The following is a 26528-nucleotide window of genomic DNA, read 5'->3' on the forward strand; positions in this document are numbered from 1 at the left end:
ACGGGCTCGCGCAATGTGCATGCCGGGTGCCCTTTGGCATCTTCTCGGATCCTTGTGAAGGCAAGGATGCCGTTTATTCGCGTGGGATTGGCAATCGGTACGTGCAGTTGTCTGCTGTTTGCACTAACGGACAGTCTGGGATGGGTACTGGTCTCCCGCTCTCTGGCCGGAGTGGCCGCGGCAACGTGGGTTGCGTTCACCGTCCTGTATTCCCGCTATTATCCAGACCGGGACGTTCACCGCGCCATGAGCAGCATTTCGTTTGTGGTGGTCCTGGCGCAGCTCACCGGTATGAGCGCAGGCGGTTATCTTGTGAATCAATGGGGCTGGCAGCGGGATTTTATGTTGCCGGTGCATGGGGACTGGTCGCCGCCGTTCTCGTTGGTTATTGGAAGAAAACCGAGCAGTGGGCAAGACCCTGTCTCGCAGATGTTGAGAAAAACACCTAGTTGGCAAGCTGACGCCGGCACTCGACTGGCGTCGGCTTGTTTCGTTTTACTGCCGTTTATAGTACCCCAATTTTTCCGAGATTTCCTGCCCGGCCTCTTTCACCTTCTTGATCAGAAAAGGAACTTTGGACCGGGTCATCCGCTGTTTCGGCCCCACGAGAGTGATGGCGGCGACGACCTGTCCCGTGTAATCGCGGATGGGAGCGGCGATGGAGTGGACGCCTTCCAACAGCTCCTCGTAGCTGGTCGCACAGCCGTCTTTTTTGACTTTTTGCAGGTGCTGCAGGAGCAGGGCCGGATCGGTGATGGTGTTGGCCGTGTGTTTGACCAGACCGTTTTCGATGACCTTTTGAATAAAGGGCAGTTCCTTATGGGCCAGCAGCACTTTGCCGGAACTGGTGCAGTACAGCGGATTTCGCCTTCCGACGTGGGTTAAAAAGCGGACGTGGTGATTGCATTCGATTTTCATGATGTAGATCACGTCGCTGCCTTCCAAGATCCCGATATGCGCCGTTTCCCCCACCGTGTCCACCAGTTTGCGAACAACGGGCAGGGATTCGTGATAAACGTCGAGCGTAGACGTGACCACTCCGCTCAGCGCCAACACGGAAAAACCCAGGCGATATTTTTGCGTTTCGGCGTCTTTCACGAGGAATCCTTCGTGGGAAAGGGTTGATACGAGCCGGTGTACCGTGCTTTTTCCCAGCTTGAGAGAAGCGGCCAATTCGGTGATCCCCTGACTGGGTTTGTCAAGGGAATACGAGCGAAGGATGCGAAGGGCATTCGTCAGTGAAGACAGCATTCGTTTTTCGTGGTTCCCTGCCATCGAGAGACCTCCCTCCTGATTTTGCCTCCATTATATCAATATATTTCGAATATTTTGACTTAAAGTGAAAACGCTAGAAAAAAATGTGGGAAAAAATTTGTCGGCGTTCACCATATCAGAACGCGGACGTTTTGTTAGCGGTTTCAGCGAGCTATAGTAGGAATACAATCTCATCCCACACCATTACCGAAAGCAAGGAGTGAGCATGATGCCGCTATCTTTGGGGATGTTGGCCGCTCATGTGCCGCGCATTTGCCATGAGGAGAAGGCTCCCGATTTTCAAAAGGCATTGGTCGAGGGGATGCGCCAGGCAGCCGCTGCGATCCGGGAGGTTCAGGCAGACGTGATTGTGCTGATGTCGTGTCATTTTCCGGCAACCTTCCATCATTACGTGAATGTGGCTCCGCGCCATAAAGGGGTATTGACCGCGGTGGAATGCCCCGATCTGATCGCCAATGTTCCCTACGATTATCCGGGGGACCCGGAGCTGGCAGGTCAGCTTGTCGAAGCGGGCAAAAGCGCCGGGATACCCGTGATCGGATTTCACGACCCGACGTATACCTGGGATTACGGTACCGTTGTCCCGCTGCGGTATCTGGTTCCCCAGGGAGATGTACCCGTTGTCGATCTCTCGGTATGCCTGGCATCCAGTCTGGACGAAAGCCATCTGTGGGGGCAGCAAATCGGGAAGGTCCTGCGGTCGAGCAGCAAACGCGCCGTCTTTGTAAGCAGCGGGGCCTTGTCTCACAATCTGGTCAGAGGGCCGGACAAAATGCCGACCTTGTCGGAACAGGCGATGGACAATCAGTTTATCCAGTATCTCCTCACGGGGGAATACGATCGGGCCCGCGAGATGCTCACCCAATACGCCCGGCTTGCCGGCGTGGAATCGGGCGGGCGCCATTTGGCCGCGCTGCTGGGTGTCCTGGACAGTCGGTACCAGGCTAGATTCCTGGGGTATGCGCAGTCATCGGGAAGCGGGAACGCGGTGATTACCTTTGCATCCTGAATTGTCGGAATCAAAACAATATAAAAACAATTTGGAGGGAAATGGATGTCAACCACTGGTCTGCAGCCAAAAACGAAAGCGATCGACTGTCTGCATTTTATCAACGGTCAATTTGTTCCTTCCGTGAACGGTAGGGTATTTCCAAATATCAACCCGGCAACGGAAGAGGTGCTGGGCACGGTGGCAGAAGGCGGTCCCGAGGAGATCGATCTCGCCGTGCAGGCGGCCCGGAAAGCCTTGCGCGGCCCCTGGCGCAGCATGACGGCCAATGAACGGGTGGCAGTCCTGCGGCGCATCGGGGATCTCATCCTAGAGAGACAAGAGGAGCTGGCCATTCTGGAATCCCTGGATACGGGAAAACCCTTGTGGCTCTCGAAAAGCGTGGACATCCCGCGTGCCGCCTACAACTTCCACTTTTTCGCCGATTATGTGCGCACGATCGGCACGGAGGCCTCCCAATCGGATGACGTGGCGATCAATTACGCCATTCGCCGTCCCTTGGGCGTGGTGGGACTCATCAATCCGTGGAACCTGCCGCTGCTTTTGTTGACGTGGAAATTGGCTCCCGCCCTGGCTGCGGGTAATACGGTGGTGATGAAGCCGGCAGAGCTGACGCCCATGACGGCCACGGTGCTGGCTGAAATCTGCCGCGATGCGGGAATCCCTGACGGTGTCGTGAACGTCGTACATGGATTCGGGCCTGATTCCGCCGGTTCCGCGCTGGTGGAACATCCGGATGTAAACGGCATCACCTTTACCGGTGAAACGACAACCGGAAAAATCATCATGCAGGCCGCCGCAAAAACGCTGAAACGCCTTTCCTATGAGTTGGGCGGAAAAAATCCGAATATCATTTTCGCCGATTCCGATTTGGATGAAGTGATCGACACCACGTTGAAATCAAGTTTTGTCAACCAGGGGGAAGTATGCCTGTGCGGCTCGAGAATCTATGTGGAACGCGCCGCCTATCAGGAATTTCTCGATAAATTCGTCGCCAAAACGAAGGAACTGCTGGTGGGTGACCCGTTCCATGAAAAGACGAAGGTGGGGGCGTTGATCAGCGAGGAGCACTATCAGCGCGTTACCCAGTACATCGAGCTGGCCCGGCAGGAAGGAGGCACCATCTTGCTGGGCGGACGCCGTCCAGAAGGATTGGAAAAAGGCTACTACCTGGAACCGACCATCATTACGGGAGTGGATCGGAGCTGCCGGGTGGTGCGGGAGGAAATATTCGGTCCGGTCGTGACCGTTACGCCGTTTGATACCGAGGAAGAAGTCATTGAACAGGCAAACGATACCCACTACGGACTGAGCGCGACGATCTGGACCAACGATTTGCGGCGCGCGCATCGCGTCGCGGGACAGATCGAAGCGGGAATCATCTGGGTGAATACGTGGTTTTTCCGCGATCTGCGCACCCCGTTTGGCGGGATGAAGCAGAGCGGCATCGGGCGGGAAGGCGGCGTTCACAGCTTTGAATTCTACTCGGAGCTGACCAACATTTGCATCAAGCTGTAAAAAGGAGGACACCGGCGATGAGCGCTTCGCAAAAAGCCGTCGAGTTGGCCGACCATCTGGCCAGGGCCGCATCCGAGGGGCGTGGGGTACAGCCAATCACCGCGCTCGACCCCGCGATCACCGAGAAGGAAGCGTATGACGTGCAGTTGGTTACGATTCAACGAAAGATTCAGGAAGGCAGGCGGGTGGTGGGCAAGAAAATCGGGCTCACCTCCCTGGCCATGCAAAAACTGCTGGGGGTGGACCAGCCCGATTACGGACACCTGCTGGATGACATGGTCGTGGAAAATGGCGGAGAAATCCCGTGGCACCGTGTCCTGCAGCCGCGGGTGGAAGGCGAAATCGCCTTTGTGCTGAAACGCGATCTGATCGGGCCGCAGGTGACCGAGCTTGACGTGCTGCTGGCAACGGATTACGTGCTTCCGGCTCTGGAGATTGTCGACAGCCGGGTGGCGGATTGGAAGATTGCCCTGCCGGATACGGTTGCCGACAATGCTTCCTCCGGTCTCTATGTGTTGGGGGGAAAACCGGTTCCGGTGGATCGGGTTGATTTGGCTCAGATCGGAATGGTTCTCTACAAAAACGGGGAAATCGCCAACACCGGCGTCGGCGCCGCCGCCTTGGGCAGCCCGGCAGCCTGCGTGGCCTGGCTGGCGAACAAATTATTCGAATTCGGCATTCCGCTGAAGGCAGGAGAAGTGATTCTCTCCGGCGCTTTGTCAGCAGCCGTAAATGCCGCGCCGGGCGATCATTTTCGGGCCAGGTTTGCCCACCTGGGAGAAGTCAGCGTGAGGTTTGCCTCTCTGAAATAGAACAAGGGGAAGGACGGGATTGAATTGGTGAAGGTGAAGGTAGCCATTCTCGGCTCGGGAAACATTGGCACCGATTTGATGATGAAACTGCGCCGGTCACCTGTGTTGGAGCTGACCGCCGTGATCGGGATTGACCCGGAATCGGATGGGTTGCAGCGGGCACGCGAGCTGGGGTACGCGGCGATTGCTTCCGGACTTGGCGGATTTTTGGAGCAGCCTGAACTGGCGGACATCTTGTTTGACGCCACTTCGGCGAAGGCTCACATCCGGCATGCCAAAGCGTTGAAACAGGCGGGGAAAACGGCTGTTGACCTGACGCCGGCTGCGGTTGGCCCGTTTGTCGTCCCGACGGTCAACATGGATGCCCACCTGGACGACCCCAACGTCAACCTCATCACCTGCGGCGGGCAGGCCACGATTCCCATCGTTCATGCCGTAAACCGGGTGGCTCCCGTGGACTATGCGGAGATCGTGGCGACGATTGCCAGCAGGAGCGCGGGACCCGGAACACGCGCCAACATCGACGAATTCACGCAAACCACCGCCCGCGGCCTGGAGTTGATCGGGGGAGCGAAACGGGGAAAGGCGATTATCATCCTGAACCCGGCTGAGCCGCCGATCCTGATGAGGGATACGGTGTATGCGCTGGTTGATCCGGAGCGGATGGACCGGCATGCGATCACCCGGTCCATTTATCAAACGGTGGAGTCGATCCAGTCGTATGTGCCCGGGTACCGTCTGCGCAGCGAGCCGCTTTTTGACGGAAACAAGGTGACGGTCTTTCTGGAGGTGGAGGGGGCGGGAGACTACCTGCCCACCTATGCAGGCAACCTGGACATCATGACGGCGGCAGCGGTAAAAGTCGCCGAAGAAATCGCTAAACACAAACTGTCCAACACGGTCGTGTAGCGTGCGGGAAAAGGGGGAGGAATTGCGGATGAGCATGGAGCGCGATTTGTTCATCACGGAAGTGGCCCTGCGCGATGGCAGCCACGCCATTGCCCATCAGTTTACGGTCGAGCAGGTGACGCGTGTAGCCCGGGCATTGGGAGAAGCCCATGTTCCTTATATCGAAGTGTCGCACGGCGACGGGTTGGGCGGCTCGTCCCTGCAGTACGGGTTGTCCCGCACAAACGAAATGGAGCTGATCGAAGCGGCCGTCTCTGTCTCTGGGGAATCGAAAGTGGCCGTGCTGGTGCTGCCGGGGATCGGGACGGTACGGGAACTGAAGGAAGCGGCGAAGCTGGGGGTGAAAATGGCGCGGATTGCGACGCACGTGACCGAAGCCGACGTGTCTGCCCAGCACCTTCAGACGGCCAGGGAATTGGGCTTGGAAACCGTCGGATTCTTGATGATGGCGCACATGGCACCGGTGGAGAAGCTGGTCGAACAGGCCGCCCTGATGGAAAGCTGCGGAGCGGAAACGGTGTACATCGTGGATTCGGCCGGCGCTCTTCTCCCCCATCAGGTTCGCGAACGGGTTCGCGCGCTTAGGCAGCGCCTGCGCGTCCATGTCGGCTTCCACGGCCATAACAATTTGTCACTGGCGATGGCCAATACCCTGGCGGCCATTGAAGAAGGGGCCACCCGCATCGATGGCAGCATGCGCTGCTTGGGGGCAGGCGCAGGAAACACGCAGACGGAAGTGCTGGTTGCCGTCTTGGAGAAACTGGGCATCAAAACCGGCATTGACGTCTACAAGCTGATGGATGCGGCGGAAGAGATCGTGGCGCCCATCCTGGCAGCGCCGCAGGAGATCACCAGGGACAGTCTCGTGTTGGGCTACGCCGGTGTCTATTCCAGTTTTCTGCTGCATGCCCGGCGAGCGGCCAAAACGTTTTCGCTCGACTCCCGCGATATCTTGATGGAAGTGGGACGGCGCAAAGTGGTAGGCGGTCAGGAAGACATGATCGTGGACATCGCCGCCGAATTGGCAAGGCAAAAAACGGGCACTGCCGTCAACCAGGAGGAACGGTATGGATAGAGCGACTGCTGTTTCGCTTGCAGAATGGCTGAATCGCGCCGAGGTGGAAAAACGGGAAGTGACCCGCATTACGGAACAATACCCGGAGCTTACGGTGGAAGATGCCTATCAGATTCAAGAAGTTCTGGTGGGAAAAAAGCTGGAACAGGGATACCGGATTGTCGGCCCCAAAATGGGCTTGACCAGCCGGGCGAAGATGAAGCAGATGAATGTGGAGGAACCGATCTATGGCTTCATTTTTGACTACATGGTCGTATCCGGCGGCGAGATCTCCTTCCGCGACCTGATTCATCCCAAGGTCGAAGCGGAAATCGCGTTTGTTCTCGGCCGGGATATTGAGGGGCCGGGCGTTACGGGCGCGCAGGTGCTGGCAGCGACAGCGCATGTGATGCCCGCGCTGGAGATCATCGACAGCCGGTATGAACGCTTTCACTTTACCCTTCCCGATGTGATCGCAGACAACGCTTCCTCTTCCCGCGTGGTGTTTGGAACGACGCTGAAGCGGCCCGACGAACTGGAGCTGGATCTGGTGGGGGTCACGCTGTCGATCAACGGTGAGCTGAAGGAGATGGGAGCGGGAGCGGCTGTGTTGGGGCATCCCGCCAACTCGGTGGCGATGCTGGCCAATATGCTGGCACGCAAGGGATTGAAGCTGAAGGCCGGACAAACGATTTTAACAGGGGGCATTACCGGTGCGGTGATGCTGCAGCCCGGAGACGCCGTCAGCGCAAGACTGGATGGGCTGGGTTCGGTCGGCTTTCTCGTCCGGGCGTAATTCGTTTGCAGGGAGGGAGAAAGGCAGATGCCCATTATCACCATTCAAATCCTGGAGGGAAGACCGAAGGAAAAGATCAGGTCCTTGATTGCCCATGTAACGGAAACGGTGGCGGCCGAACTGGGTTCCCCCAGGGACCGCATTCGCGTCATCGTCGCGGAAATCCCCAAAAGCCATTGGGGCGTAGGCGGAACGCCAATTTCAGAGGCGGAAAACAGATAGGCGTCATCCTATCACGGTTGGGAGGCAAAACATGTACGACGTCCATACGCACGTCATTCCACCCGATGTGATCCAGTGGCTGAAGAGTCACGCGCATGACGTGAATGCCGCGTGGATCAAGCGTGATCCGGCAAAGGCGGATTTCCTCCGCGTAAACGGAACCTGGGAGTTTGAACTGAAGGAAGCGTTCATCAACCCCGCGCTGTATCTCGAGGAGCAGGAACAGGCGGGGGTGACGCACTCCCTCGTTTCGCCGATTCCCCAGTTGTTTCTCTATGACTGTCCGGCAGCAGTCACAGCGGAGCTGGCGTCGGTTTACAACCGCTCTCTTGCCGCCTGGGCAGGGGCGCACCAACAGCGTTTGTCCGCTCTGGCCACCGTGACGCTGCAGGAGCCCGCCCGTGCGGCAAACGAATTGCGCGACGCGATGGGACTGGGATTGAAAGGAGCGATCATCGCCACCTCATGGTCCGGAAACCTGCTGTCGCATGAGAAGTTTGCACCGTTTTGGGAGGAAGCCGATCATCAAAAGGCGATCCTCTTCCTGCACCCGCTGCTGAGCGTAGACGCGAGGCTGGGGCAGCGGATGATGGCAAATCTGATCGGAGTTCCGTGGGAGACAACCGTATGCGCCGTCGATCTCATGCTGAGCGGTCTCATGGACAAATACCCCAACGTGAAGATCCTGTTGGCGCACGGGGGCGGGTATCTTCCCTATCAGATCGGACGACTCGAGACAGGATATGCCAAATGGAAAGCGGTGAACGCCCATCTGCAGGCCTCTCCACACGACTATCTCAAACGGTTCTGGTATGACACGGTGTTGTGGAATCCCGCGGGAATCCGCTGCCTGATCGATCTGGTCGGAGGCGACCGGGTCGTTCCCGGTTCCGACTATCCGTTCGATCTGTGTGCGTGGCCGCCCGATTCCTCAGGCGCCACCGGGTTTCAAACACTGATGGCGGAGTGACAATTGGAAATGGGGAGCAGTATGGAAAGGAGGCGTGGATCATGCTGAAACATTCTGTTGACAACCGCATCTTTCAGGGGCTTCGGGAAAAGATGGAGCAGGGATTGCTGCCTCAATGGATCTTTACCGATCCGCACATCTATGAACTGGAATTGGAGAGGATATTCGCCCGCACGTGGCAGTTTTTGGCGCATGAATCGGAATTGCCCGAACCCGGAAGCTATGTGACCCGATGGATGGTGGATGACCCTGTATTGCTGGTCAGAACAAACAGCGGGGAGATAAAGGCGTTCCTGAATTCCTGCCCGCATCGGGGGACGCTGTTGTGTACCGCCGATTTCGGAAAAAAGAAAGCGTTTACGTGTCCGTATCACGGCTGGACGTTCAACCTGGACGGCGACCTGATCGGTGTGGTGGCCGGCGACAAGGTGTACGGCGAGGAAATGAAAAAGGACGAGTGGGGGCTTCGGCCCATTCCACGAGTGGAGAGGTATCAGGGCATGATTTTTGGAAACCTGGACCCCGCCGCCATGCCGCTGGACGATTATCTGGGCGATATGAAATGGTACATGGACATCATCCTGGGACGAAGCGATGGCGGCATGGAAGTGAGAGGACTTCCGCAGCGCTGGGTGGTGCACGCCAACTGGAAGGTAGGCCTGGAAAACTTCGCCGGTGACCCCTATCACGTGCAAACGACGCACAGATCGACGGTGGAGCTGGGGATCAGTCCGCAAGACCCGCTGTATGCCGGGTACGGACATCAGGTTGTGCTGCAAAACGGGCACGGGATTAACGTGATTACCGCTGCCGCTCCCGGCAAACCGCAGCGGCCTCCTTATCAGGGCTTGCCGCAGGAGATGTGGCCGATGTTTGAACGAAATCTAAACGCGGATCAATTGAAAGTATTCGCGAAAACGACCGTGTTCGTCGGCTCCATCTATCCCAATCTGTCGTTTAACAGTCCCGTGCACGGAAGCGAAGGACATCTGCACAATTACCTGAACGTTCGGCTGTGGCGTCCGCTGGGACCGGAAAAAATCGAAATCTGGTCCTGGTTTTTGATCGACAAAGCCGCTTCCGAAGCGTACAAGGAGGCCGCGTACAAAGGGTATGTGGGATCGTTTGGCCCGTCCGGCACACTGGAGCAGGATGACACGGAAATATGGGCCAGGATCGTCCACGCAAGCAAAGGGCATATGGCCCGCAGCAAGGATTTGAGCTACAACAATCTGCTCAATTATCTGATGGGCCTGGAACGGGTACTGCCTGATGAAACATTCCCCGGCCCGGGCGTTGCCTATCCCACGTGTTATCTGGACGCGATTCATCGAGCGACCCATGAGTACTGGCTGGAACTCATGTCCAAAGAGGAGGAAAGCGCAGGTGAAAACGGCTGTGAATCCTGAACTGCAGTTTCACATCACCAACTTTCTCCATTATGAGGCGTTCTTGTTGGACAGCAGGCGATTTGCCGAATGGCTGGATTTGCTGGCGGATGACATCGTGTATCGAATGCCCCTGCGGGCAACCCGCGAACGGAAAGACGGTTCCACGATTGTGGAGGACATGACGTTTTTTGAAGAGAGCAAAACCTCCTTGACTACCCGGGTAAACAGGCTGGGAACCACATCGGCGTGGGCGGAAGACCCTCCTCCAAGGACCCGTCATTTTGTTTCCAACATCCTGGTGGAATCGGGTTTTCCCAACGATGCGCTGACGGTCAGAAGCTGTTTTTTATGCAAACGGAGCAGAGCCGGCGAGATCGAGGCGGAAGAGATCTTCGGTGAGCGGGTGGACGTGCTGCGAAACGTAGATGGTCAATGGAAAATCGCCGCGCGGACGATTTATCCCGACCAAGCCGTATTGGGGGTAAAGAATCTCAGCATGTTTTTGTGAGCACGGGCAGAGAATCGTATCGAAAGAGTTGACAGCGTTTACAAGGGTATCGCCGCGTCCGACCGAAATCGAGAGAAAAGGGGGCCATTCGATGATGGGAAAAGGGAACACACGAAAGAGCGGTGCATGGATCTCCGCCTTGCTGACGCTGCTGCTGCTTCTGAGCGCGTGCGGCAGCCAAACCGCATCAGGCGGTGAGGGAGAACCTGTCAAAATCGGCGCAATTCTTTCCTTCTCGGGGAATTTTGCGCCGCTGTCGGAAAGCATCAAGGAAGGGATGGAGCTGTATTTCGAACTGCATGGCAATCAAATCGGAAATCGGCCTGTGACGATCAAGTATGAGGATGACGAGGCCAATCCCCAGGTCGCCCTGCGCAAATACCGGCAGCTTGTCGACAGCGAGAAGGTTGATCTGCTGGTCGGCCCGATTTCCTCTTCCGTCGTGTACGCGCTGCGCGACGTGATCGAAAAGGACAAAATCGTGCTGATCGACGCGAACGCGGCGGCAAACGACATCTCGTGGGACAAGAAAAGCGATTATATTTACCGCGTCTCGATTTCCAACTGGCAGGACGGCACGCCTGGCGCTGCATACATCGCCCAGCATGTCGGGAAACGGGCATACGTTCTGGCGCCTGACTACCCGGCCGGCCACGAAACGATCCAAGCGTTCAAAGAGGCGTTCACGAAGGCGGGCGGCCAGGTAATCAAGGAAGCGTGGCCCAAGCTGGGGACCAACGATTACGCCACGTACCTGACGGAAATCCTGGAGACGAAACCGGATCTCGTCTTTTCGTTCTTGTCCGGTACGGACGCCATCCGCTTCGTCCAGCAGTACGGGCAGTTTGGACTGAAAGGCAGGATTCCGCTGACCGGCACGCAGGAGTTTTTGGATCCGCTGGTTACCGATCCGGCGGGAAAAGCGGCGGAAGGAATCATTGGGGCCACGATGTATACCGCCTCGCTGGACAATCCGACCAACAAAGCGTTTGTCGAGGAATTTACGAAGAAATACAAGGAAACCCCCAACTACTTCAACGTTCAAGGCTATGATGCCGCGCAGGTGATCGCCAAGGCGATCGAAACGGCAGGCAGTACGAAGTCGGAGGAATTGATCAAGGTGTTGAAAACCATCACCTTCAGCAGTCCGCGCGGCGAGCTGGCGATGGATCCGAACACGCACAATTTGGCGCTGGATATGTATGTGGCGAAAAACGTGTGGAAAGACGGGAAGATCGAACAGGAAATCATGGGAATAGCGGCTAAAGGACTGAAAATTCCGGAAACTCCTCCGGCTGCATCGAAGTAAGCGGCATGCGCAAACGGGGGAGGGCATGCCCCCATGTGCCGGAGAGGGGAAAGGAGGGGACGATGGTGACATCATCACTGTTGATGCATATCTTGAACGGGTTGGCCTACGGGATGCTGCTGTTTATGATCGCGGCGGGGTTGTCGATCATATTCGGCCTGATGAATGTTGTGAACCTGGCGCATGGCGCCTTTTACCTGGCGGGGGTGTACATCGCGTATTCGCTGGTTGCGCGTCACATGGGATTTTGGCCGTCCTTGCTTGTGTCCGTAGCGGTCGTCGCCATCCTGGGCGTTCTGGTGGAAAAATGGCTCCTGGAACGGGTGTACGGCAGGGAGTTGGAGCAGGTGCTGCTGACCTTCGGGCTGTCCTTTATCTTTGCCGATCTGGTGGAGTGGATTTGGGGGTCAAGCCCTTTGACACTGCCGGTTCCAGAAGCGCTGGATGTTTCGCTGAATGTCGGCGGGATGATGTTCCCCGCCTACCGGATCTTTGTCATTCTGGTCGGCTGTCTGCTTGCCGTGCTGCTGTGGTATATCGAAAGCAAAACGCGTATCGGCGCGATTATACGGGCAGGCGTTGACGACCGGGAGATGCTTTCCGCGCTGGGCATCAACATCAACGTCGTGTTTACCTGCATGTTTGCCGTGGGGGCGGCGCTGGCCGGATTAAGCGGTGTGTTGGGCGGGCCGATCATGGGGATGTATGTGGGCATTGACGCGGAAATACTGGTCTCCTCCCTCGTCATCGTTGTGGTGGGCGGACTCGGGACGTGGAAAGGGGCCTTCATCGGAGCGATCGTCATCGGTGTGGTCGATACGCTGGGGCGCGTCTGGTTCCCGTCGTTCACGATGGCGATGGTGTTCCTGATCATGATCGCGGTGCTGCTGATGAAGCCGAACGGTCTGTTTGGAAGGGGGGCGGCAGCTTGAAAAAAGAGACGGTTGCGTTACACGTCGCCTTTGTCGCTGCTACGATGCTTCTGCCCCTGATCCTCACCTCGTATGGGTTGAAATTGACAAGCGAAGTGCTGATTATCGCCATGTTTGTGATGAGTCTGGGGCTGATCATCGGCTTTGCGGGGCTTGTGTCCCTCGGTCACGCGGCTTTTTTTGGAATCGGTGCCTATACCGTGGCGTTGATCGGCGAGCATGTGGACAATACCTGGCTGCTGCTCATCGCGGCGGTGGTGACAGCGGGAATCGTCGCGTTTCTGTCCGGTCTCATGTTTATCCGCTCGTCAGGCGCCTATTTCTTAATGATCACGTTGGCGTTCGGCCAAATGCTGTACGCGATCGCCTACAAAATGGAGGGCGTAACCGGGGGAGCGGACGGCAAGGCGGTATCCGAGAGCTTTAACCTGGGCTTCGGGGCCATCGAGAGCCGGTTGGCATTTTATTATGTAGCCGCCGCTGCCTTTTTGGCGTGTTACTATCTGCTTCGCGTGTTTCTGTCGTCCCCGCTGGGGAAGGGCGTGAGAGGGATAAAGGAAAACGAATCGCGCATGACGGCGCTCGGATACAACACGCACCTGTACAAGCTGACCGTCTATTCGCTGTCCGGCATGATGGCCGGATTTGCGGGAGCTCTTTACGCCTACTTCAACCAGTACATTTCGCCCGACCTTCTGCATTGGATGTTCTCCGGTCAGGCCCTGATCATGGTGATCGTCGGCGGCGTCGGTACGTTACTCGGACCGGCCATCGGCGCCGGCTTTTTTGTCATCCTGCAAAACTACATCAGCTCGTACACGGAACGCTGGCCGATCATCATGGGGCTGCTGTTTGTCTGCCTGGTCCTGTACGGGCGAGGTGGGGTGATTCACCTCACATCGCTTGTGTGGAGCCATCTCCAATCGAAGCGGCGTACCGGCCGAGAAAAGAGTGTGCTGCCGAAGGAGGGAAGCGGCTTTGAGTCTCTTAAAGGTTGAACGGGTGCACAAATCGTTTAACGGCTTGCAGGTATTGAAGAATGTTTCGCTGGACGTACAGGCCGGGGAGCGGCATGTGCTGATCGGGCCCAATGGCGCCGGAAAAACGACGCTGTTTCACTGCATGACGGGCACGCTGCCAATCGATGAAGGGGTTGTCACGGTAAACGGCAGGCAAATCAGCGGCCTTCCTCCCTATACGGCCGTACGCGTCGGGATGGCGAGAACGTTTCAGAAAAACAATCTGTTCGACAACTTGACCGTCGAAGAAAACCTGCATCTGGCAATTGCCGCATGCAAGCCGTACCGTTTCCATTTTTTTAAACCCTTCTATAAATATACGGACTTGCTGGAGGAAGCGGAACAACTGCTGGAGCAGTGGGCCCTGTGGGAACGGCGGGCCTGCGTCGTGAACCAGCTTTCGTACGGGGAACAGCGGCTCCTGGAACTGCTGCTCGCCCTCGCCTCCAAACCGCGCCTGCTGCTTCTGGACGAACCGACGTCGGGCATGTCGCCGGCGGAAACCGCTCAAACCACCAGGCTGATGCAAAGCATGCCGCGTTCCATTACCCTCTTGGTGATTGAACACGACATGGATGTGGTCTTTTCCATCGCGGACCGGATCACGGTGCTGCATCACGGTGAAGTATTTCTGAGCGGCGCCCCGGAGGAGATCCGCGGAGACGAGCGGGTGAAAGAGATCTACTTCGGGGGAGGTGCGCCGCTGTATGCTGAAGCTTGACCGGGTTCATACCTACTACGGAAACAGCCATATTCTGCAGGGGCTCTCCTTTGAAGTGCCCACAGGAACGTGCGTCGCCCTGCTCGGCAGAAACGGAGCCGGAAAAACGACGACGATTCATTCCATCGCCGGGTTGACGCCTCCCAGGCAGGGGACGATTGCGTACAGGGACAAACCGATTTCCGGTTTACCGCCTCATCACATCGCCCGCCTCGGCATCGGGTTGGTTCCGCAGGGCAGACGTATCTTCCCGTCGCTCACCATACGGGAAAACCTGACGGTGTCCGCCAGAGACAGCGGCGACACGGAGGCGGGACGGAAGCGCTGGGACTTGGAGGCGGTGTACGACTTGTTTCCAATCCTCAAGGAACGGGAACACAATAGGGGCACCCAACTGTCGGGCGGCCAGCAGCAGATGCTGGCGATCGGCCGGGCGTTAATGACGAATCCCCGGTTTCTCCTCATGGACGAACCGTCGGAAGGCTTGGCGCCGGTCATCATCGAGCAGGTGGGGGAGATCATCGACAGATTGAAGAAAACCGGGCTTTCCATCCTGTTGGTGGAACAAAACCTCTATTTGGCATGCAGCGTGGCTGACGAGGTGCTGGTGATGAACAAAGGGCAAGTGGTGTGGCAGGGCTCGCCGCAAGAGCTGCTCGCCAACCAGGACATCCAGCATCAGTATCTGGGCGTGTAGGGGAGGGTGTAACGATGCGCACACAAGTGGGAATCATCGGAGCCGGTCCGGCGGGACTGATGCTCTCGCACCTTCTGCATCTGCGGGGCATTGAGTCAATCATCATCGAGAGCCGGACGCGTGAAGAGATTGAGGGAACGATCCGGGCGGGCGTACTGGAACAAGGGACCGTGGACCTGATGAACGAGACGGGGGTCGGCGGGCGGATGATGCGGGAAGGGCATTTCCACCACGGGATCGAACTGCGCTTCAACGGCAGGGGCCACCGGATCGACGTCCACGAGCTTACCGAGGGAAAACGTGTCACGGTCTATGCCCAGCATGAGGTGATCAAGGATTTGATCGACGCCCGGCTGAAAGCGGGCGGTGAGATCGTGTTTCACGTGGGGGAGGTAAGCCTGCACGATCTCGATACCTCGTCACCGAAGATCCGTTTTCGCACAAACAAGAATGGAGAATGTCAGGAATTGCGCTGCGATTTTATTGCCGGCTGCGACGGGTTTCATGGGCCCAGCCGTCCTTCGATCCCGGGCCGCGTTCGCAAGGAATACCAAAAACGGTATCCGTTCGGCTGGCTCGGCATCCTGATCGAAGCGCCGCCGTCATCCCCGGAACTGATCTACGCCAATCACGAGCGCGGCTTTGCGCTGGTCAGCACGCGATCCCCGGAAATTCAGCGCATGTACCTTCAGGTCGATCCGCAGGATGATATCGCCAACTGGTCCGATGACAGGATCTGGTTTGAACTTCACGAACGGCTTTCCACCCGGGATGGCTGGACACTGATCGAGGGGCCGATTATCCAGAAGAACATTGTCGCCATGCGCAGTTTTGTCTGCGAGCCGATGCAGTACGGCAGGCTTTTCCTCGCCGGCGACGCTGCTCACATCGTCCCGCCGACCGGCGCCAAGGGGCTGAATCTGGCCGTTGCCGATGTCCAGGTTCTGGCCCGCGCTCTGGATGCCTTCTACAAGTCCGGCAAAACCGAATGGCTGGAGAGGTATTCGGAGACATGTCTGCGCCGGGTCTGGAAGGCTGAGCGCTTCTCCTGGTACATGACATCGATGCTGCATCGCCACCATGACCACACGCCGCTCGAGCGCCAACTTCAACTGGCCGAACTGGAATATGTGACGTCCTCGCGCGCCGCCGCGACCAGTCTGGCCGAGAACTATGTGGGATTGCCGATGGAGTGGTAGGAAGCGGGGCGAGTGAGCGCCGCCGTGCTTCTCTTGGTGGCATCGTGGCCAGTAATAGAATATTTTGATGCAAGAGTAGAAGGGCAGCCAACACCCCCTTTCGATGGGGACGGCTGCCTTTTTCTTTTGCGAATGAAATGGAGTTTCTCCTGGCAGACCATTGAGACAAGTTCACCGTAATGAATATAGCATAAAATTAAAAATATTAACAAAAATAAAGTGGTGTGCTATAGTTAGCGAACCTAACCATCACACAGTTGGCAAACCTGGCAGGCATTCATAAAGCAGTTATCTCCAAGATTGAAAACGGAGATACAAAACGCCCGGAATGGAAGACGATCAAAGCCATAGCCAGTATCCTGGACATTCCTTACGAACAAAGGAATGCTATTTGGACGTGGAGCAGCGGCCGGACGCATTGCTTGAGCTGATCTCGGAAGCGATTGAGTTTTCTGACATACCGTTGGCTTCAAAAGTCGCGTTAAAGTTTCTCGAATCGACGCGCGAGGATACCTATACCTCGTTAGAACGACTGTATACCTTCACAGGAGCTGTAACGAATACCGAAGCCAGGCTGTCTCTGTACAACCTCATCGTTACATACGCGAGAGAACGAGGGGTACCTCCATACATTGCAAAAGGGTTGCTGCAACAATATCTGATTGAAAGGCTTGACTTGAAGCGCCTGGAAGAATCATTCAGAATTGGTGAGGAGATTATTCATTATGCAGGTTTTCTGTCACGTGAAGAACAGATTGTCTTTTATTTTAGAATGGCGCTCCATGCCCATAACACCAAACGATACAAGCAATGTATTGAGTTCTGTAAAGCGGGCCTTGCGTTGGAAACGGCTGAAACCGAACTAACGGCTAGAGCATTTCTTGCAATGATAAACTCGTATCTGTTGACAGGCAACTATGATCCCATAGAAAGTCTCTTACCCGACTATGAATCGTTTGGTTATGATTTTGTGGAGGAATCAGCCAAATTTACTCGTGCCATTGTGAAAGCAAAAAAAGGCGAATATGATCAAGCGATTCCCATGTTAAAAAAATGCCTGGAGGAAATAAGCAAACCTGCGCGAATCCATGTTATAAATGAATTGTTAGAAATTTATTTAAAAATGGACGACTTCAAGTCAATTACTGAACTTATTGAGGCAGAGGATCAATTTCTACCTTTTCATGTGAACACTCCATATAAACATGCGTCACTAGGGGAGTACTATAAATATAAAGGGACGTATCAATTTAGAGCAGGCAAGTTTGACGAGGGGTTGACAAGCTATCTCAATAGCATCCGCTCTTATGGTAAAATCAGGGCCTATGAAGAAATTACCGCATCCATGAGGGTTTTCGCCGTAAATATTCCCTATAAAACAATGGATACGTCTGATTCCAAGCAAGTGGTAATGAATGTGTATGACCCCGGGCATTGAAAAAATCCCATTTCATAGCCGGAAAAACGCCCCCCTACCTTTCCATCAGGGGGGCCAGTGTCTATTCCAAGAGAGACTGCTGCCGTAACCTGGAGACAACGCTTTCGATCAAGGGGACGGTCCTCACCGCTCCCAAGCTGTACGAAAAGTGTCTTTCTCCTTATCCGCCAAAATAATCCTTCAACCCCGCGACGATCGCCTCCGCCGCCCGCTGCTGATAATCCGCCGTCCGGATCATCGCCTCGTCCCTCGGATTGGTCAGAAACCCCAGTTCCACCAGAACGGCCGGCCGGTCGTTTTCCCGCAGGACGTGGTAATCCCCAAAGGATAGGCCGTTGCTCTTCATGCCGTACAGATCCCGGAGGCGGGCTTCAATCGCCTGAGCCAGGGGCAAATCTTTCTTTTCCTGGTAGAAAAACGTCAACGTCCCGCTTGCCGGTTTGGGCGACGAATTGTAGTGGATGCTGATAAACGCATCGGCTCCCAGGGTTTCGCTCAGAGCCACCCGTTGGAACAGAGCGGGGCTGTCCCCGTCCCCGGTGCGGGTCATGGTCACGCGGGCCCCGAGCTGGCGCAGCTTGTCCGCCACGTAACGGGCGGTTTGGAGATTGACCGTCTTTTCCTGGGTGCCGTATTTTGTCCCGAGGGCGCCGGCGTCGATGCCGCCGTGCCCGGGGTCGATGACGATGACCTTACCTTTCAAACCCGGCGTCCGGTTCACGTTTGCGCCGATTGCCTGCGCGCTGCTGTTCTGTTCCGTTCGGGGGGCGTTGGTCCCCGTCCCGACATAGCTCCCCAACACCCAACCGGTTGCCCCGGCCGGTGTCCGGACGCGCAGCCAGTCCTGCTGCTGGCCGGTAATCTCCAGCGCGGTTCCCTGGGGCAGCACCTGCAGAATCGGGTGTTCCACCCCCGGTCCCTTGCGCAGGCGCAGGGCGTCGGCCAGGACCGTGCCGCGTTTGGAAACGGAAGCCGGCTGGGCGGGACGAACGCTGCCGGCTGTTCCCTTCGTCCCGGGCTCGTCCCCTTTTTTCAGATAATAGCCGGCCACCCAGCCGCTGGTCCGGCCGGTGCTGATTTTGGCCCACCCGTAGGATTCCTGGGAAATGGATACGAGGGTGCCGTAGGGCAGGGAGCCGACAATCGGTGCGTCCATGCTCGGCTCGCTGCGGACGTTCAGCGAGGTGGCCGCTACCTTTGCGTTTTGGATGCCGCCCGCCTGCGCCGGCTCCGCAGGGAGGGAGGCGGCGCCGAGCAGCAGGGCCAATGTGATGATTGTCTTGATCTGTCGTGGTTTCATTCGTGTCTCCTCTGGATGTCGGTATCAATCGTTGTTGGACATCATTATAGGAGGCATTTGCCGATTGCAGTAGGGCATTTTTTCCTGATTTGCGCCCCTGGCCGTAAAAACCGTCCGCGGGGAGCCGCCATGAAAACAGGTGCGTACAGACCGGCGAAAACGCAAGATACAGGGAGCTAGGAGCCGGGATCAGTGAAGCAGGCAGGCCCAAACGCGGGAAAGGCGCGATTTTTCCGGGAAGCGCCGGCTTTTGCGCCGTACGCACGTTCGCCAGCACACCCTGTATATGGTAAAATAGAGCCATGAAACAGGAAAGGATCTTGATACCGATGGGTCCGTACAAGACCGTCTGGAAACGTTATGACCTCTCCTACATCTAGCGACGTAGCCGTTGATCGTCTCTCGGGCGACCCAACCTGCTACGAAAGCGAGATTGTGGATATGAAACGAGATCGAATCGTCCGGAGTTCCTCCGTAGCCGGAAGGGCGCCCGCGCCAAAACGGTGTACGATGCGAGGAATCCCAGATGAGGAGAGCAGTTGCGTACGTTCGACAATTGTGTTGGATTGTGTTCGGCGCGTTTGTTTTGGCTTTTGCGTATTACCACATCAATGCTCAGAACCACTTGTCGGAGGGCGGGTTTGTCGGGTTGGCCCTGCTGGCCAAGTACGCGTTTGACCTGTCGCCGGCGATCATGACGCTGGCGCTCGACATTCCGCTGTTTCTCGTCGCCTTTCACGTGAAGGGACGCCAGTTTCTGGCCAACACGATGATCGCTTCTTTCGCCTTTTCCGGCTTTTACGATTTGTTTGAGCGGTTCTCGCCGCTGCACATCGATCTGAGCGGCTTCATGCCGCTGGCCGCCCTGCTGTCCGGCCTGCTGACCGGATGGGGGGCGGGGATCGTGCTGCGATACGGCGGCGCCACCGGCGGGGACGACATCCTGGCCGTGCTGCTCAGCCGTCACACCGGTCTGTCGATCGGGACGGTCTTTCTCCTGCTGGACGCGCTGGTCCTCAGCCTGTCGCTGTTGTACCTGCCGCTCCGCGAAACGCTTTACACGATCCTGGCGGTGGCGATTGCCAGCCGGGTGATCAACTGGACCGCAGCCGCAGGCGGGCGGGCACACGATCGCGCCGAATCCGAAACGGAAAGCATTCCGCGCTCGCTCACCCTGCCACACCATTGATGCCGGACCGGCTTCAGACCGGATGAGTGAATCGCCGGCCGGTCCATCCAACGCGAACCCCTCCCGGAAAAACAGCGCGTACGGCTGTTTGCCGGGAGGGGTTTTTTTGCGGCAAAAGGGCCGCTTGTGTACGTACTTGTCTGTCTCCAGCCTCGATCTTGTGAGATAATGAGGGGACAAACCACCAAAGGATCAGGAGGCGCTTTTCATGACATTGCTTCGAGACATCGGGAACACGCTGGAGAAGGTGCGTGAGGCCAATCCCCTTGTCCACAACATCACCAACGTCGTCGTCACCAACTTTACCGCCAACGGCCTGTTGGCCCTGGGCGCTTCGCCTGTCATGGCGTACGCCAAGGAAGAGGTGGCGGACATGGCCAGGATCGCCGGCGCGCTGGTGCTGAACATCGGCACGCTGAATGAGGCGGAGGTGGAGGCCATGCTGATCGCGGGCCGGTCGGCCAATCAGCACGGCGTGCCGGTCATTTTCGACCCGGTGGGAGCGGGGGCGACACCGTATCGGACGAAAACGGCCCAAACGATCATGCGGGAGGTCCGGGTGTCCGTCATTCGCGGCAATGCTGCGGAAATCGCTCATGTGATTGGCGAGAACTGGACGATCAAAGGCGTCGATGCGGGCGAAGGGAGCGGCGATGCCGTCTCGCTCGCGCAATCGGCGGCGAAGCTGTTGGGCACGACCGTCGTAATCACGGGGAAAGAGGATGTCATCACGGACGGCCGCACCACCTACCTCATCCGCAACGGCCATCCCATCCTGACCAAAGTAACGGGAACGGGTTGTCTGCTCACGTCCGTTCTGGGCGCGTTTGCCGCGGTGGAGAAAGACGTGCTGCTGGCGGGGGCGTCCGCTCTCGTCAGCTATGGCGTGGCGGCGGAACTGGCTGCTGCCGGGAGAGGAGCGGAGGGGCCGGGACGTTTTCAAATCGAGTTTTTGAATCAACTGGCGCGGATTACCGCGGACGATGTCCACAGGTACGGAGCGATCGACCGCGTGTAAACCGGGGCGAAAGGAGAATCGACCGAGCGGCGGCCTGACTGCCGTCCCACTGCTGCGCGCAAGGGCCCCTTGTGAACAAGGGGCCTTTTCGTTGCCTTCCGAAAGCGGAACCGGTACAATGAAACAAGCGCACGGCCAACATCTTCTCTTTTAACCAGAAAAAAATTTTAAAATACCACTTGAAAAAGCTTTGGAGATGTGATAGATTAATTCTTGCCGATGAGAGAACGGCAAAAACGATCTGGATGGATGTCCGAGAGGCCGAAGGAGCACGATTGGAAATCGTGTAGACGGGGATAACTCGTCTCGTGGGTTCAAATCCCACTCCATCCGCCATCAAACACCTGGCCCGTTGGTGAAGTGGTTTAACACAGCAGCCTTTCACGCTGTCATTCAGGGGTTCGAATCCCCTACGGGTCACCATAGGAAAAGCCCCTGGCTCCTGTCCGGGGGCCCCCGCAAAGCACTCGGATCTGCTGAGAAGCCTCCGTTTCACTTTGCGGGACGGAGCGGAGGCTTAGCTCAGCTGGGAGAGCATCTGCCTTACAAGCAGAGGGTCGGCGGTTCGATCCCGTCAGCCTCCACCACCTTTATGGGACAACGATATATGCGGTCGTGGCGGAATTGGCAGACGCGCTAGATTCAGGTTCTAGTGGTGGCAACACCGTGGAGGTTCAAGTCCTCTCGACCGCACCATACCCAATGTTCAAGCTTCAGGAAATACGCTTTTTTCGAGCGGTTGCATCACGTGCGGACGTAGCTCAGCTGGTAGAGCGTCGCCTTGCCAAGGCGAAGGCCGCGGGTTCGAGCCCCGTCGTCCGCTCCAGTTCAACACCCTTACATGTTTTGTGCCCTTAGCTCAGCTGGATAGAGCGTTTGACTACGAATCAAAAGGTCGGGAGTTCGAATCTCTCAGGGCACGCCATACGCAAGAGGTGGGAAGTTGGCGCAGCCCGCGTCTCACCTCCACGTCGGGAAGTGGCTCAGCTTGGTAGAGCGCTTGGTTCGGGACCAAGAGGTCGCAGGTTCAAATCCTGTCTTCCCGACCATTCTTTTTCTCATCAGCGACGGGCGGCGCAGAGCGGCATTCGATCTTCTGCGCTGACCGATTATTGCGTGCGGGTGTAGTTCAATGGTAGAACCCCAGCCTTCCAAGCTGGTCGCGTGGGTTCGATTCCCATCACCCGCTCCATATATTTCTGGCGGTGTAGCTCAGCTGGCTAGAGCGTTCGGTTCATACCCGAAAGGTCGGGGGTTCAAGCCCCTCCACCGCTACCATATGTTCATGGCGATCGTGGCGAAGTGGTTAACGCACCGGATTGTGGCTCCGGCATTCGTGGGTTCGATTCCCATCGATCGCCCCATTTTCATGTTCACCAAGGGAAGTCCCCAACCCAGACACATGCGGTCGTGGTGGAATTGGCAGACACACCATCTTGAGGGGGTGGCGGGGCGACCCGTGCGAGTTCGAGTCTCGCCGACCGCACCATCTATTATCAGCAAGCACAGCCCGGTGAGTGCAGCAAATCGCTGCAGGCGCCGGGCTTTTTGATTTGAGTCGGCTGCTGTACTAGATAAAGCGCTTGATGTCGTTGATCGCCGCGAAATGCAGCCCCTCGTGAAAAATGGTTCGCACCAAAACCTGGGCGATCGTGTGCATGCCCGACTCCGTGGCGGGAAACTCTTCTTCCAGCCGGTGGCCGTACGTCTCCCGGATGGAGCGCGGCTGTTCCTGCAGAAGCTGCCGCAGCGTATCCAGCGAAGGCGGAGTCGCACGCCAGTCCGCCGGTTTCGTGCCGTAGTTGAACCACTCGCGAAAGCCCTCGGGCAGAGGGATCTCTTCCTTGGTCAAATGGATGATCCACAGATACTGATCAAGGTAGATATGGCCCAGATGCCAGCGAATGTTGTTGGAAAAACCGGCGGGAATGACATCCGCCTGTTCCTCCGTGAGGTGTAAGACGGAATCGAGTGTCGCTTGCCGGTAATCGAGCAGTTGCGTGAACAAAACGTCATGCCGCTTTTCCATGGTCAGGCGTCCCTTCACTTTCGAAATTTTATGATGATTCAATTCGCGGCGGTTTCGCCGTTTCCTGTCGGGGCGGCAAAAACGGATTGGGAGCGGAGAACGCAAAGAAAGCGGGCGTGCCAACCCTGTATCCGGTCGGCACGCCCGCATGGCGTAGGGTGCAGAGGCGCTGAACCGTGCAGCGCCTAACCGTACCCGGCGGCTTCCGTTACATCCCGTGCCGGTGCGGCTCTCGGGCGGGGGTGAACAGCCGATTCCACTTGATCTGCGGCACGGCGATGGCGGCCAGGATCATCAGGACGCCGCCCCACTGGCTGAGGCTGACCTGTTCGCGCAGCACCAGACTGGAGAGCAGCACGACCGTCGGCAGTTCGGCGGCGCTGAGAATCGTCGCCAGTCCGTTGCCGATGCGCGGAACGCCGATCGACAGACAGAGAATCGGGATGGCCGAGCCGAAGCAGGCCACCAGCAGGGCGTACGGCAGCAGCCCGTCCCACAGTCTGCCGTTGATGAGGAAGGTCGGCGGGTAGGCCAGCGACAGGATCAGCGCGGCCAGGCCGATGGAGACGGCGCTGCGCAGGTACGGATTCATGTCCGGCGCCAGCCGTCCGCTGAGAAAGATCACCATGGCAAACGTAAAGCCGGACAGCAGGCCATAGATCAGGCCGGTGAAGCTGACGTCCTTCAGGCCGGTTTCCGCCAGGCCGCTGGCGAGCACGGTGCCGATGCCGAGGAGGACCAGCGAGACCCATTTTTCCGGTCCGGGCCATTTGCGGTCGGCGATCGACTCGATCAGCACGCCGATCCAGGTAAACTGGAAGAGCAGCACGATGGCGAGCGAGGCCGGGATGTCGCTGACCGCCCGGTGATAAAACAGGCTGGTGCCGGCCATCATCAGGCTGGACGGCAGCAGGATCAGCAGGTGGCGCAGTCGAAACCGCTCCCTGGACAAGAACAGCGCGACGACGGACATGATCAGCGCGCCGAACACGAGCTGCCCGCCGCTTAATTCGTATGGGGTAAAACCGGCGTGAAAGGCGAATTTCATGATGACGGAGAGCACGCCGTAGCTGCACGCTCCGGCCAGGACGAGCAGCACGGATCGCCAGTATGTCATGAGCGAACGTTCCTTTCCTGTGACAAAACATAAGAGTGTGAGCCTATTGTACAATAGATTCGGAAATGATACAATAAAAGTTTATGCATCACTTTATCTGGCTGCCGTGATAATTCGTTACCATGCTAAACAACTGCCTTGGCAGCGCGCGAACATGTGCCGGCCGTGACGCCCAGGACCGGTATGCTGCTTGTGAATAGATAGCTGTTCCGGCCTGCTTCGGCTACACTAGAGATGACAAGAGAGAATGATGGAGGCAGGAGAGATGAGGAAGGGTGTCTTCTACGCGGTGGCCGCCTATTTGGCCTGGGGATTGCTGCCGCTCTATTGGAAGGTGTTTCAGGAAATGGCCGCGTGGGAAATTCTCGCCCACCGGATCGTCTGGTCCGTCTTTTTTGTCGCCCTGCTGCTGTTTGTGACGAAGCGCTGGCGGCAGATGAAGGAGGCCGTTTCCACGGCGAAGGAAAGGGGCGCGCTCTTCCTGTGTTCGCTGTTTGTCAGCGCCAACTGGCTGATTTTCATCTGGGCGGTCAACAACGGCAACGTGATGGAAACCAGCCTCGGGTACTACATCAACCCGCTGCTGAACGTGCTCTTTGGCGTCTTGTTCCTCAAAGAGCGGCTGGGAAAGGGGCAGTGGACAGCCATCGCGCTGGCCGCGGCCGGCGTCTCCGTGATGACGGTGCATTACGGCAGGGTGCCGTGGGTCGCCATTTCCCTCGCGTTGACGTTCGCCTGCTACGGACTGGTCAAAAAGATGATCAAACTGGAAGCGATCGTCAGTCTGGCCTGGGAAACGCTGGTGGTGGCACCGCTTGCGCTGGGGTATCTGGTGACGCTGCACGTCAGCGGGACGGATACGCTTTCCCACGTGGCGGGCTGGCAGATTGCGCTGTTGACCCTGTCCGGCGTGGCGACGGCCCTGCCGCTCTACTGGTTCGCCCAAGCCGCCAAGCTGCTGCCGCTGTCCACGGTGGGATTTATCCAGTACCTGGCCCCGTCAATCTCGCTGTCCATGGCGGTCTTCCTGTTCGGCGAGAAGTTTACCAACGTCCACCTGGTCAGCTTCGGCCTGATCTGGAGCGCGCTGATCGTGTTCACGGTCAGCACGATGCGGAAAAAGCCGGTTCCCGCACAGCGGCCGGTGGAGCTGGCGATCAAAAAGGAAGCGTAAAACAAAAAAACTCCAATCTGTCCCGATTGGCGGACGGATTGGAGTTTTTTGCTGTCAGGCTTTTTGCAGGCTGCGGTATGCGCCGTGATGCGTCGGTCCGACGTATTGGTTGAGCGGGAAGGAGTGGCGGATCGCTTCGGTGATGAACGCCTTGGCTACCGCTACCGCCTCGCGCACCGATTTGCCTTTGGCCAGCTCCGCACAGATGGCGGCGGAGTAGGTGCAGCCGGCGCCGTGCGTGTAGGTGGTGTTGATCCGCTCGCCTTCCAGAATGTCAAACGTGTGGCCGTCGTACAGGACGTCAATCGCTTTTTCGTGCGCGAGCTTGCCGCCGCCTTTCACCAGCACGTAGGCCGCCCCTTTGTCGTGAATGCGCTTGGCGGCTTCTTTCATGTCGTCGACGGTTTTCAGCGCGCCCATTTGGCTCAACTGACCGGCCTCAAACAGGTTGGGGGTAACGACGGTGGCCCGTGGAACGAGGACGTCACGCAGGCTGTCGGCCACTTCCGGGTGAAGCACTTCGTCCGCCCCCTTGCAGACAAGCACCGGGTCGACGACGACGTTCTTCAATTGGTATTGATCGATTTTCCTGGCCGCCAGCTCGATCAGCTCCGTCGTGCCCAGCATGCCGGTTTTCACGGCGTCGACGCCGATGCCGGAGAGGACCGTTTCCAACTGTTTCTCCAGGGTGCCGAGGTCGATTGGAAACACCTCGTGAAACCAGGAATTGTGCGGATCTTGGGCAACAATCACGGTCAGGGCGGTCATTCCGTAGACGCCCAGCTCCTGAAACGTCTTCAGGTCGGCCTGGATGCCGGCGCCGCCGCTGGTGTCAGATCCCGCGATGGTTAACGCTTTGCGAATCGTCATGGCAGATGTCTCCCTTTGCAGCCGCAACTGGTGGTGCGGTTCGTTTACGTTC

At 57.4% G+C, this 26528-nt stretch carries 26 protein-coding genes, 11 tRNA genes and 1 pseudogene; 33 read left to right on the forward strand and 5 right to left on the reverse strand.

The features are described from left to right. Positions 1 to 66 precede the first annotated feature (66 nt). Positions 67 to 285 (forward strand): annotated as a pseudogene (locus tag A6764_RS07620) (MFS transporter); the annotation flags it as partial. A 210-nt stretch (positions 286 to 495) separates the two neighbouring features. Here the strand turns inward: A6764_RS07620 and A6764_RS07625 are convergent. Further along, positions 496 to 1275: an IclR family transcriptional regulator gene (locus A6764_RS07625; protein ID WP_029099858.1), complete on the reverse strand. Its 780-nt coding sequence runs from the start codon at positions 1273 to 1275 to the stop codon at positions 496 to 498. Positions 1276 to 1483: 208 nt separating this feature from the next. Between A6764_RS07625 and A6764_RS07630 the strand changes: the two genes are divergently transcribed. The 18 genes from A6764_RS07630 (at position 1484) to A6764_RS07710 (ending at position 17779) form a co-directional block, all read left to right on the forward strand. After that, entirely contained in the window at positions 1484 to 2284 is an 801-nt protein-coding gene (locus tag A6764_RS07630; protein ID WP_029099859.1) for a DODA-type extradiol aromatic ring-opening family dioxygenase, read from the forward strand. 45 nt (positions 2285 to 2329) lie between these two features. Beyond that, positions 2330 to 3802 (forward strand): aldehyde dehydrogenase, encoded by a 1473-nt coding sequence (locus A6764_RS07635; RefSeq protein WP_065066896.1) that lies wholly within the window; start codon positions 2330 to 2332, stop codon positions 3800 to 3802. A gap of 17 nt (positions 3803 to 3819) precedes the next feature. Next, positions 3820 to 4614, forward strand: coding sequence for a 2-keto-4-pentenoate hydratase (locus A6764_RS07640; protein WP_035289918.1), 795 nt, complete (start codon positions 3820 to 3822; stop codon positions 4612 to 4614). Positions 4615 to 4638: 24 nt separating this feature from the next. After that, entirely contained in the window at positions 4639 to 5523 is an 885-nt protein-coding gene (locus A6764_RS07645; RefSeq protein ID WP_065066895.1) for an acetaldehyde dehydrogenase (acetylating), read from the forward strand. Between the two features lie 34 nt (positions 5524 to 5557). After that, on the forward strand, positions 5558 to 6598 hold the full coding sequence (dmpG, locus tag A6764_RS07650; protein WP_065066913.1) for a 4-hydroxy-2-oxovalerate aldolase: 1041 nt from the start codon (positions 5558 to 5560) through the stop codon (positions 6596 to 6598). After that, complete coding sequence (locus tag A6764_RS07655; protein WP_065066894.1) at positions 6591 to 7373, forward strand: 2-keto-4-pentenoate hydratase; 783 nt, start codon at positions 6591 to 6593, stop codon at positions 7371 to 7373. Before dmpG ends, A6764_RS07655 begins: the two co-directional genes overlap by 8 nt. A 27-nt stretch (positions 7374 to 7400) precedes the next feature. After that, a complete protein-coding gene (locus A6764_RS07660; protein ID WP_035295333.1) occupies positions 7401 to 7595 on the forward strand; it encodes a 4-oxalocrotonate tautomerase in 195 nt (64 codons plus the stop codon). Between the two features lie 31 nt (positions 7596 to 7626). Further along, positions 7627 to 8565 carry an amidohydrolase family protein gene (locus A6764_RS07665; protein ID WP_065066893.1) on the forward strand — a complete coding sequence of 313 codons (939 nt, stop codon included), beginning with the start codon at positions 7627 to 7629 and terminating at the stop codon, positions 8563 to 8565. 41 nt (positions 8566 to 8606) lie between these two features. Next, a complete protein-coding gene (locus tag A6764_RS07670) occupies positions 8607 to 9974 on the forward strand; it encodes an aromatic ring-hydroxylating oxygenase subunit alpha (RefSeq protein WP_065066892.1) in 1368 nt (455 codons plus the stop codon). Then, positions 9952 to 10464, forward strand: a complete 513-nt coding sequence (locus A6764_RS07675) for a 3-phenylpropionate/cinnamic acid dioxygenase subunit beta (protein ID WP_231558629.1) — start codon at positions 9952 to 9954, stop codon at positions 10462 to 10464. The genes A6764_RS07670 and A6764_RS07675 overlap by 23 nt, the downstream gene beginning before the upstream one ends. Positions 10465 to 10555: 91 nt before the next feature. Further along, a complete protein-coding gene (locus A6764_RS07680) occupies positions 10556 to 11773 on the forward strand; it encodes an ABC transporter substrate-binding protein (protein WP_065066891.1) in 1218 nt (405 codons plus the stop codon). Between the two features lie 62 nt (positions 11774 to 11835). After that, positions 11836 to 12705, forward strand: a complete 870-nt coding sequence (locus A6764_RS07685; protein WP_029099870.1) for a branched-chain amino acid ABC transporter permease — start codon at positions 11836 to 11838, stop codon at positions 12703 to 12705. Further along, positions 12702 to 13703 carry a branched-chain amino acid ABC transporter permease gene (locus A6764_RS07690; RefSeq protein ID WP_065066890.1) on the forward strand — a complete coding sequence of 334 codons (1002 nt, stop codon included), beginning with the start codon at positions 12702 to 12704 and terminating at the stop codon, positions 13701 to 13703. Before A6764_RS07685 ends, A6764_RS07690 begins: the two co-directional genes overlap by 4 nt. Continuing rightward, complete coding sequence (locus A6764_RS07695) at positions 13684 to 14445, forward strand: ABC transporter ATP-binding protein (protein WP_065066889.1); 762 nt, start codon at positions 13684 to 13686, stop codon at positions 14443 to 14445. The genes A6764_RS07690 and A6764_RS07695 overlap by 20 nt, the downstream gene beginning before the upstream one ends. Then, positions 14432 to 15142, forward strand: coding sequence for an ABC transporter ATP-binding protein (locus A6764_RS07700; RefSeq protein WP_065066888.1), 711 nt, complete (start codon positions 14432 to 14434; stop codon positions 15140 to 15142). The genes A6764_RS07695 and A6764_RS07700 overlap by 14 nt, the downstream gene beginning before the upstream one ends. A 14-nt stretch (positions 15143 to 15156) precedes the next feature. Continuing rightward, positions 15157 to 16341 (forward strand): 4-hydroxybenzoate 3-monooxygenase, encoded by a 1185-nt coding sequence (gene pobA / locus A6764_RS07705; RefSeq protein WP_065066887.1) that lies wholly within the window; start codon positions 15157 to 15159, stop codon positions 16339 to 16341. Positions 16342 to 16589: 248 nt separating this feature from the next. Then, positions 16590 to 16772 (forward strand): helix-turn-helix domain-containing protein, encoded by a 183-nt coding sequence (locus A6764_RS22365; RefSeq protein ID WP_083989774.1) that lies wholly within the window; start codon positions 16590 to 16592, stop codon positions 16770 to 16772. Then, positions 16739 to 17779 (forward strand): tetratricopeptide repeat protein, encoded by a 1041-nt coding sequence (locus A6764_RS07710; RefSeq protein ID WP_083989773.1) that lies wholly within the window; start codon positions 16739 to 16741, stop codon positions 17777 to 17779. Before A6764_RS22365 ends, A6764_RS07710 begins: the two co-directional genes overlap by 34 nt. 160 nt (positions 17780 to 17939) lie before the next feature. On the opposite strand, the gene A6764_RS07715 is transcribed toward A6764_RS07710, so the two are convergent. Then, a complete protein-coding gene (locus tag A6764_RS07715) occupies positions 17940 to 19079 on the reverse strand; it encodes an N-acetylmuramoyl-L-alanine amidase family protein (protein ID WP_065066885.1) in 1140 nt (379 codons plus the stop codon). Between the two features lie 526 nt (positions 19080 to 19605). On the opposite strand from A6764_RS07715, the gene A6764_RS07720 reads away from it, so the two are divergent. From A6764_RS07720 to A6764_RS07780, 13 genes are all read left to right on the forward strand, one after another. Then, complete coding sequence (locus tag A6764_RS07720) at positions 19606 to 20268, forward strand: YitT family protein (protein ID WP_081656562.1); 663 nt, start codon at positions 19606 to 19608, stop codon at positions 20266 to 20268. Between the two features lie 208 nt (positions 20269 to 20476). Further along, positions 20477 to 21286, forward strand: coding sequence for a hydroxyethylthiazole kinase (thiM, locus tag A6764_RS07725; protein ID WP_065066884.1), 810 nt, complete (start codon positions 20477 to 20479; stop codon positions 21284 to 21286). 243 nt (positions 21287 to 21529) lie between these two features. Next, positions 21530 to 21622, forward strand: a tRNA-Ser gene (locus A6764_RS07730). A 10-nt stretch (positions 21623 to 21632) separates the two neighbouring features. Next, positions 21633 to 21709, forward strand: a tRNA-Glu gene (locus tag A6764_RS07735). An 88-nt stretch (positions 21710 to 21797) separates the two neighbouring features. Beyond that, positions 21798 to 21873 (forward strand) — tRNA-Val (locus tag A6764_RS07740). Between the two features lie 22 nt (positions 21874 to 21895). Further along, positions 21896 to 21982: transfer RNA gene (locus tag A6764_RS07745), tRNA-Leu, on the forward strand. A gap of 54 nt (positions 21983 to 22036) precedes the next feature. Next, positions 22037 to 22112: transfer RNA gene (locus tag A6764_RS07750), tRNA-Gly, on the forward strand. Between the two features lie 22 nt (positions 22113 to 22134). After that, positions 22135 to 22211: transfer RNA gene (locus tag A6764_RS07755), tRNA-Arg, on the forward strand. Between the two features lie 47 nt (positions 22212 to 22258). Next, positions 22259 to 22335 (forward strand) — tRNA-Pro (locus A6764_RS07760). A gap of 69 nt (positions 22336 to 22404) precedes the next feature. Beyond that, a tRNA-Gly gene (locus A6764_RS07765) sits at positions 22405 to 22478 on the forward strand. A gap of 9 nt (positions 22479 to 22487) precedes the next feature. Next, positions 22488 to 22564: transfer RNA gene (locus tag A6764_RS07770), tRNA-Met, on the forward strand. A gap of 10 nt (positions 22565 to 22574) precedes the next feature. Further along, positions 22575 to 22650: transfer RNA gene (locus A6764_RS07775), tRNA-His, on the forward strand. Between the two features lie 40 nt (positions 22651 to 22690). Further along, positions 22691 to 22775 (forward strand) — tRNA-Leu (locus tag A6764_RS07780). An 81-nt stretch (positions 22776 to 22856) separates the two neighbouring features. On the opposite strand, the gene A6764_RS07785 is transcribed toward A6764_RS07780, so the two are convergent. Beyond that, complete coding sequence (locus A6764_RS07785; protein WP_065066912.1) at positions 22857 to 23315, reverse strand: DinB family protein; 459 nt, start codon at positions 23313 to 23315, stop codon at positions 22857 to 22859. Between the two features lie 208 nt (positions 23316 to 23523). Beyond that, the gene (locus A6764_RS07790) at positions 23524 to 24432 is read right to left on the reverse strand and encodes an EamA family transporter (protein WP_065066883.1); all 909 of its coding nucleotides are present in this window, start codon (positions 24430 to 24432) and stop codon (positions 23524 to 23526) included. Between the two features lie 265 nt (positions 24433 to 24697). Here A6764_RS07790 and rarD point away from each other — a divergent pair, with 265 nt between their 5' ends. Beyond that, positions 24698 to 25606 carry an EamA family transporter RarD gene (gene rarD, locus A6764_RS07795; RefSeq protein WP_029099879.1) on the forward strand — a complete coding sequence of 303 codons (909 nt, stop codon included), beginning with the start codon at positions 24698 to 24700 and terminating at the stop codon, positions 25604 to 25606. A 54-nt stretch (positions 25607 to 25660) separates the two neighbouring features. Here the strand turns inward: rarD and pdxK are convergent, their stop codons facing one another. Further along, positions 25661 to 26476: a pyridoxine/pyridoxal/pyridoxamine kinase gene (pdxK, locus tag A6764_RS07800; protein ID WP_065066882.1), complete on the reverse strand. Its 816-nt coding sequence runs from the start codon at positions 26474 to 26476 to the stop codon at positions 25661 to 25663. Positions 26477 to 26528: the final 52 nt, after the last annotated feature.

The organism is Brevibacillus sp. WF146, from assembly GCF_001673705.2.
In the GTDB taxonomy this organism is placed as follows: Bacteria; Bacillota; Bacilli; order Brevibacillales; family Brevibacillaceae; genus Brevibacillus; species Brevibacillus thermoruber.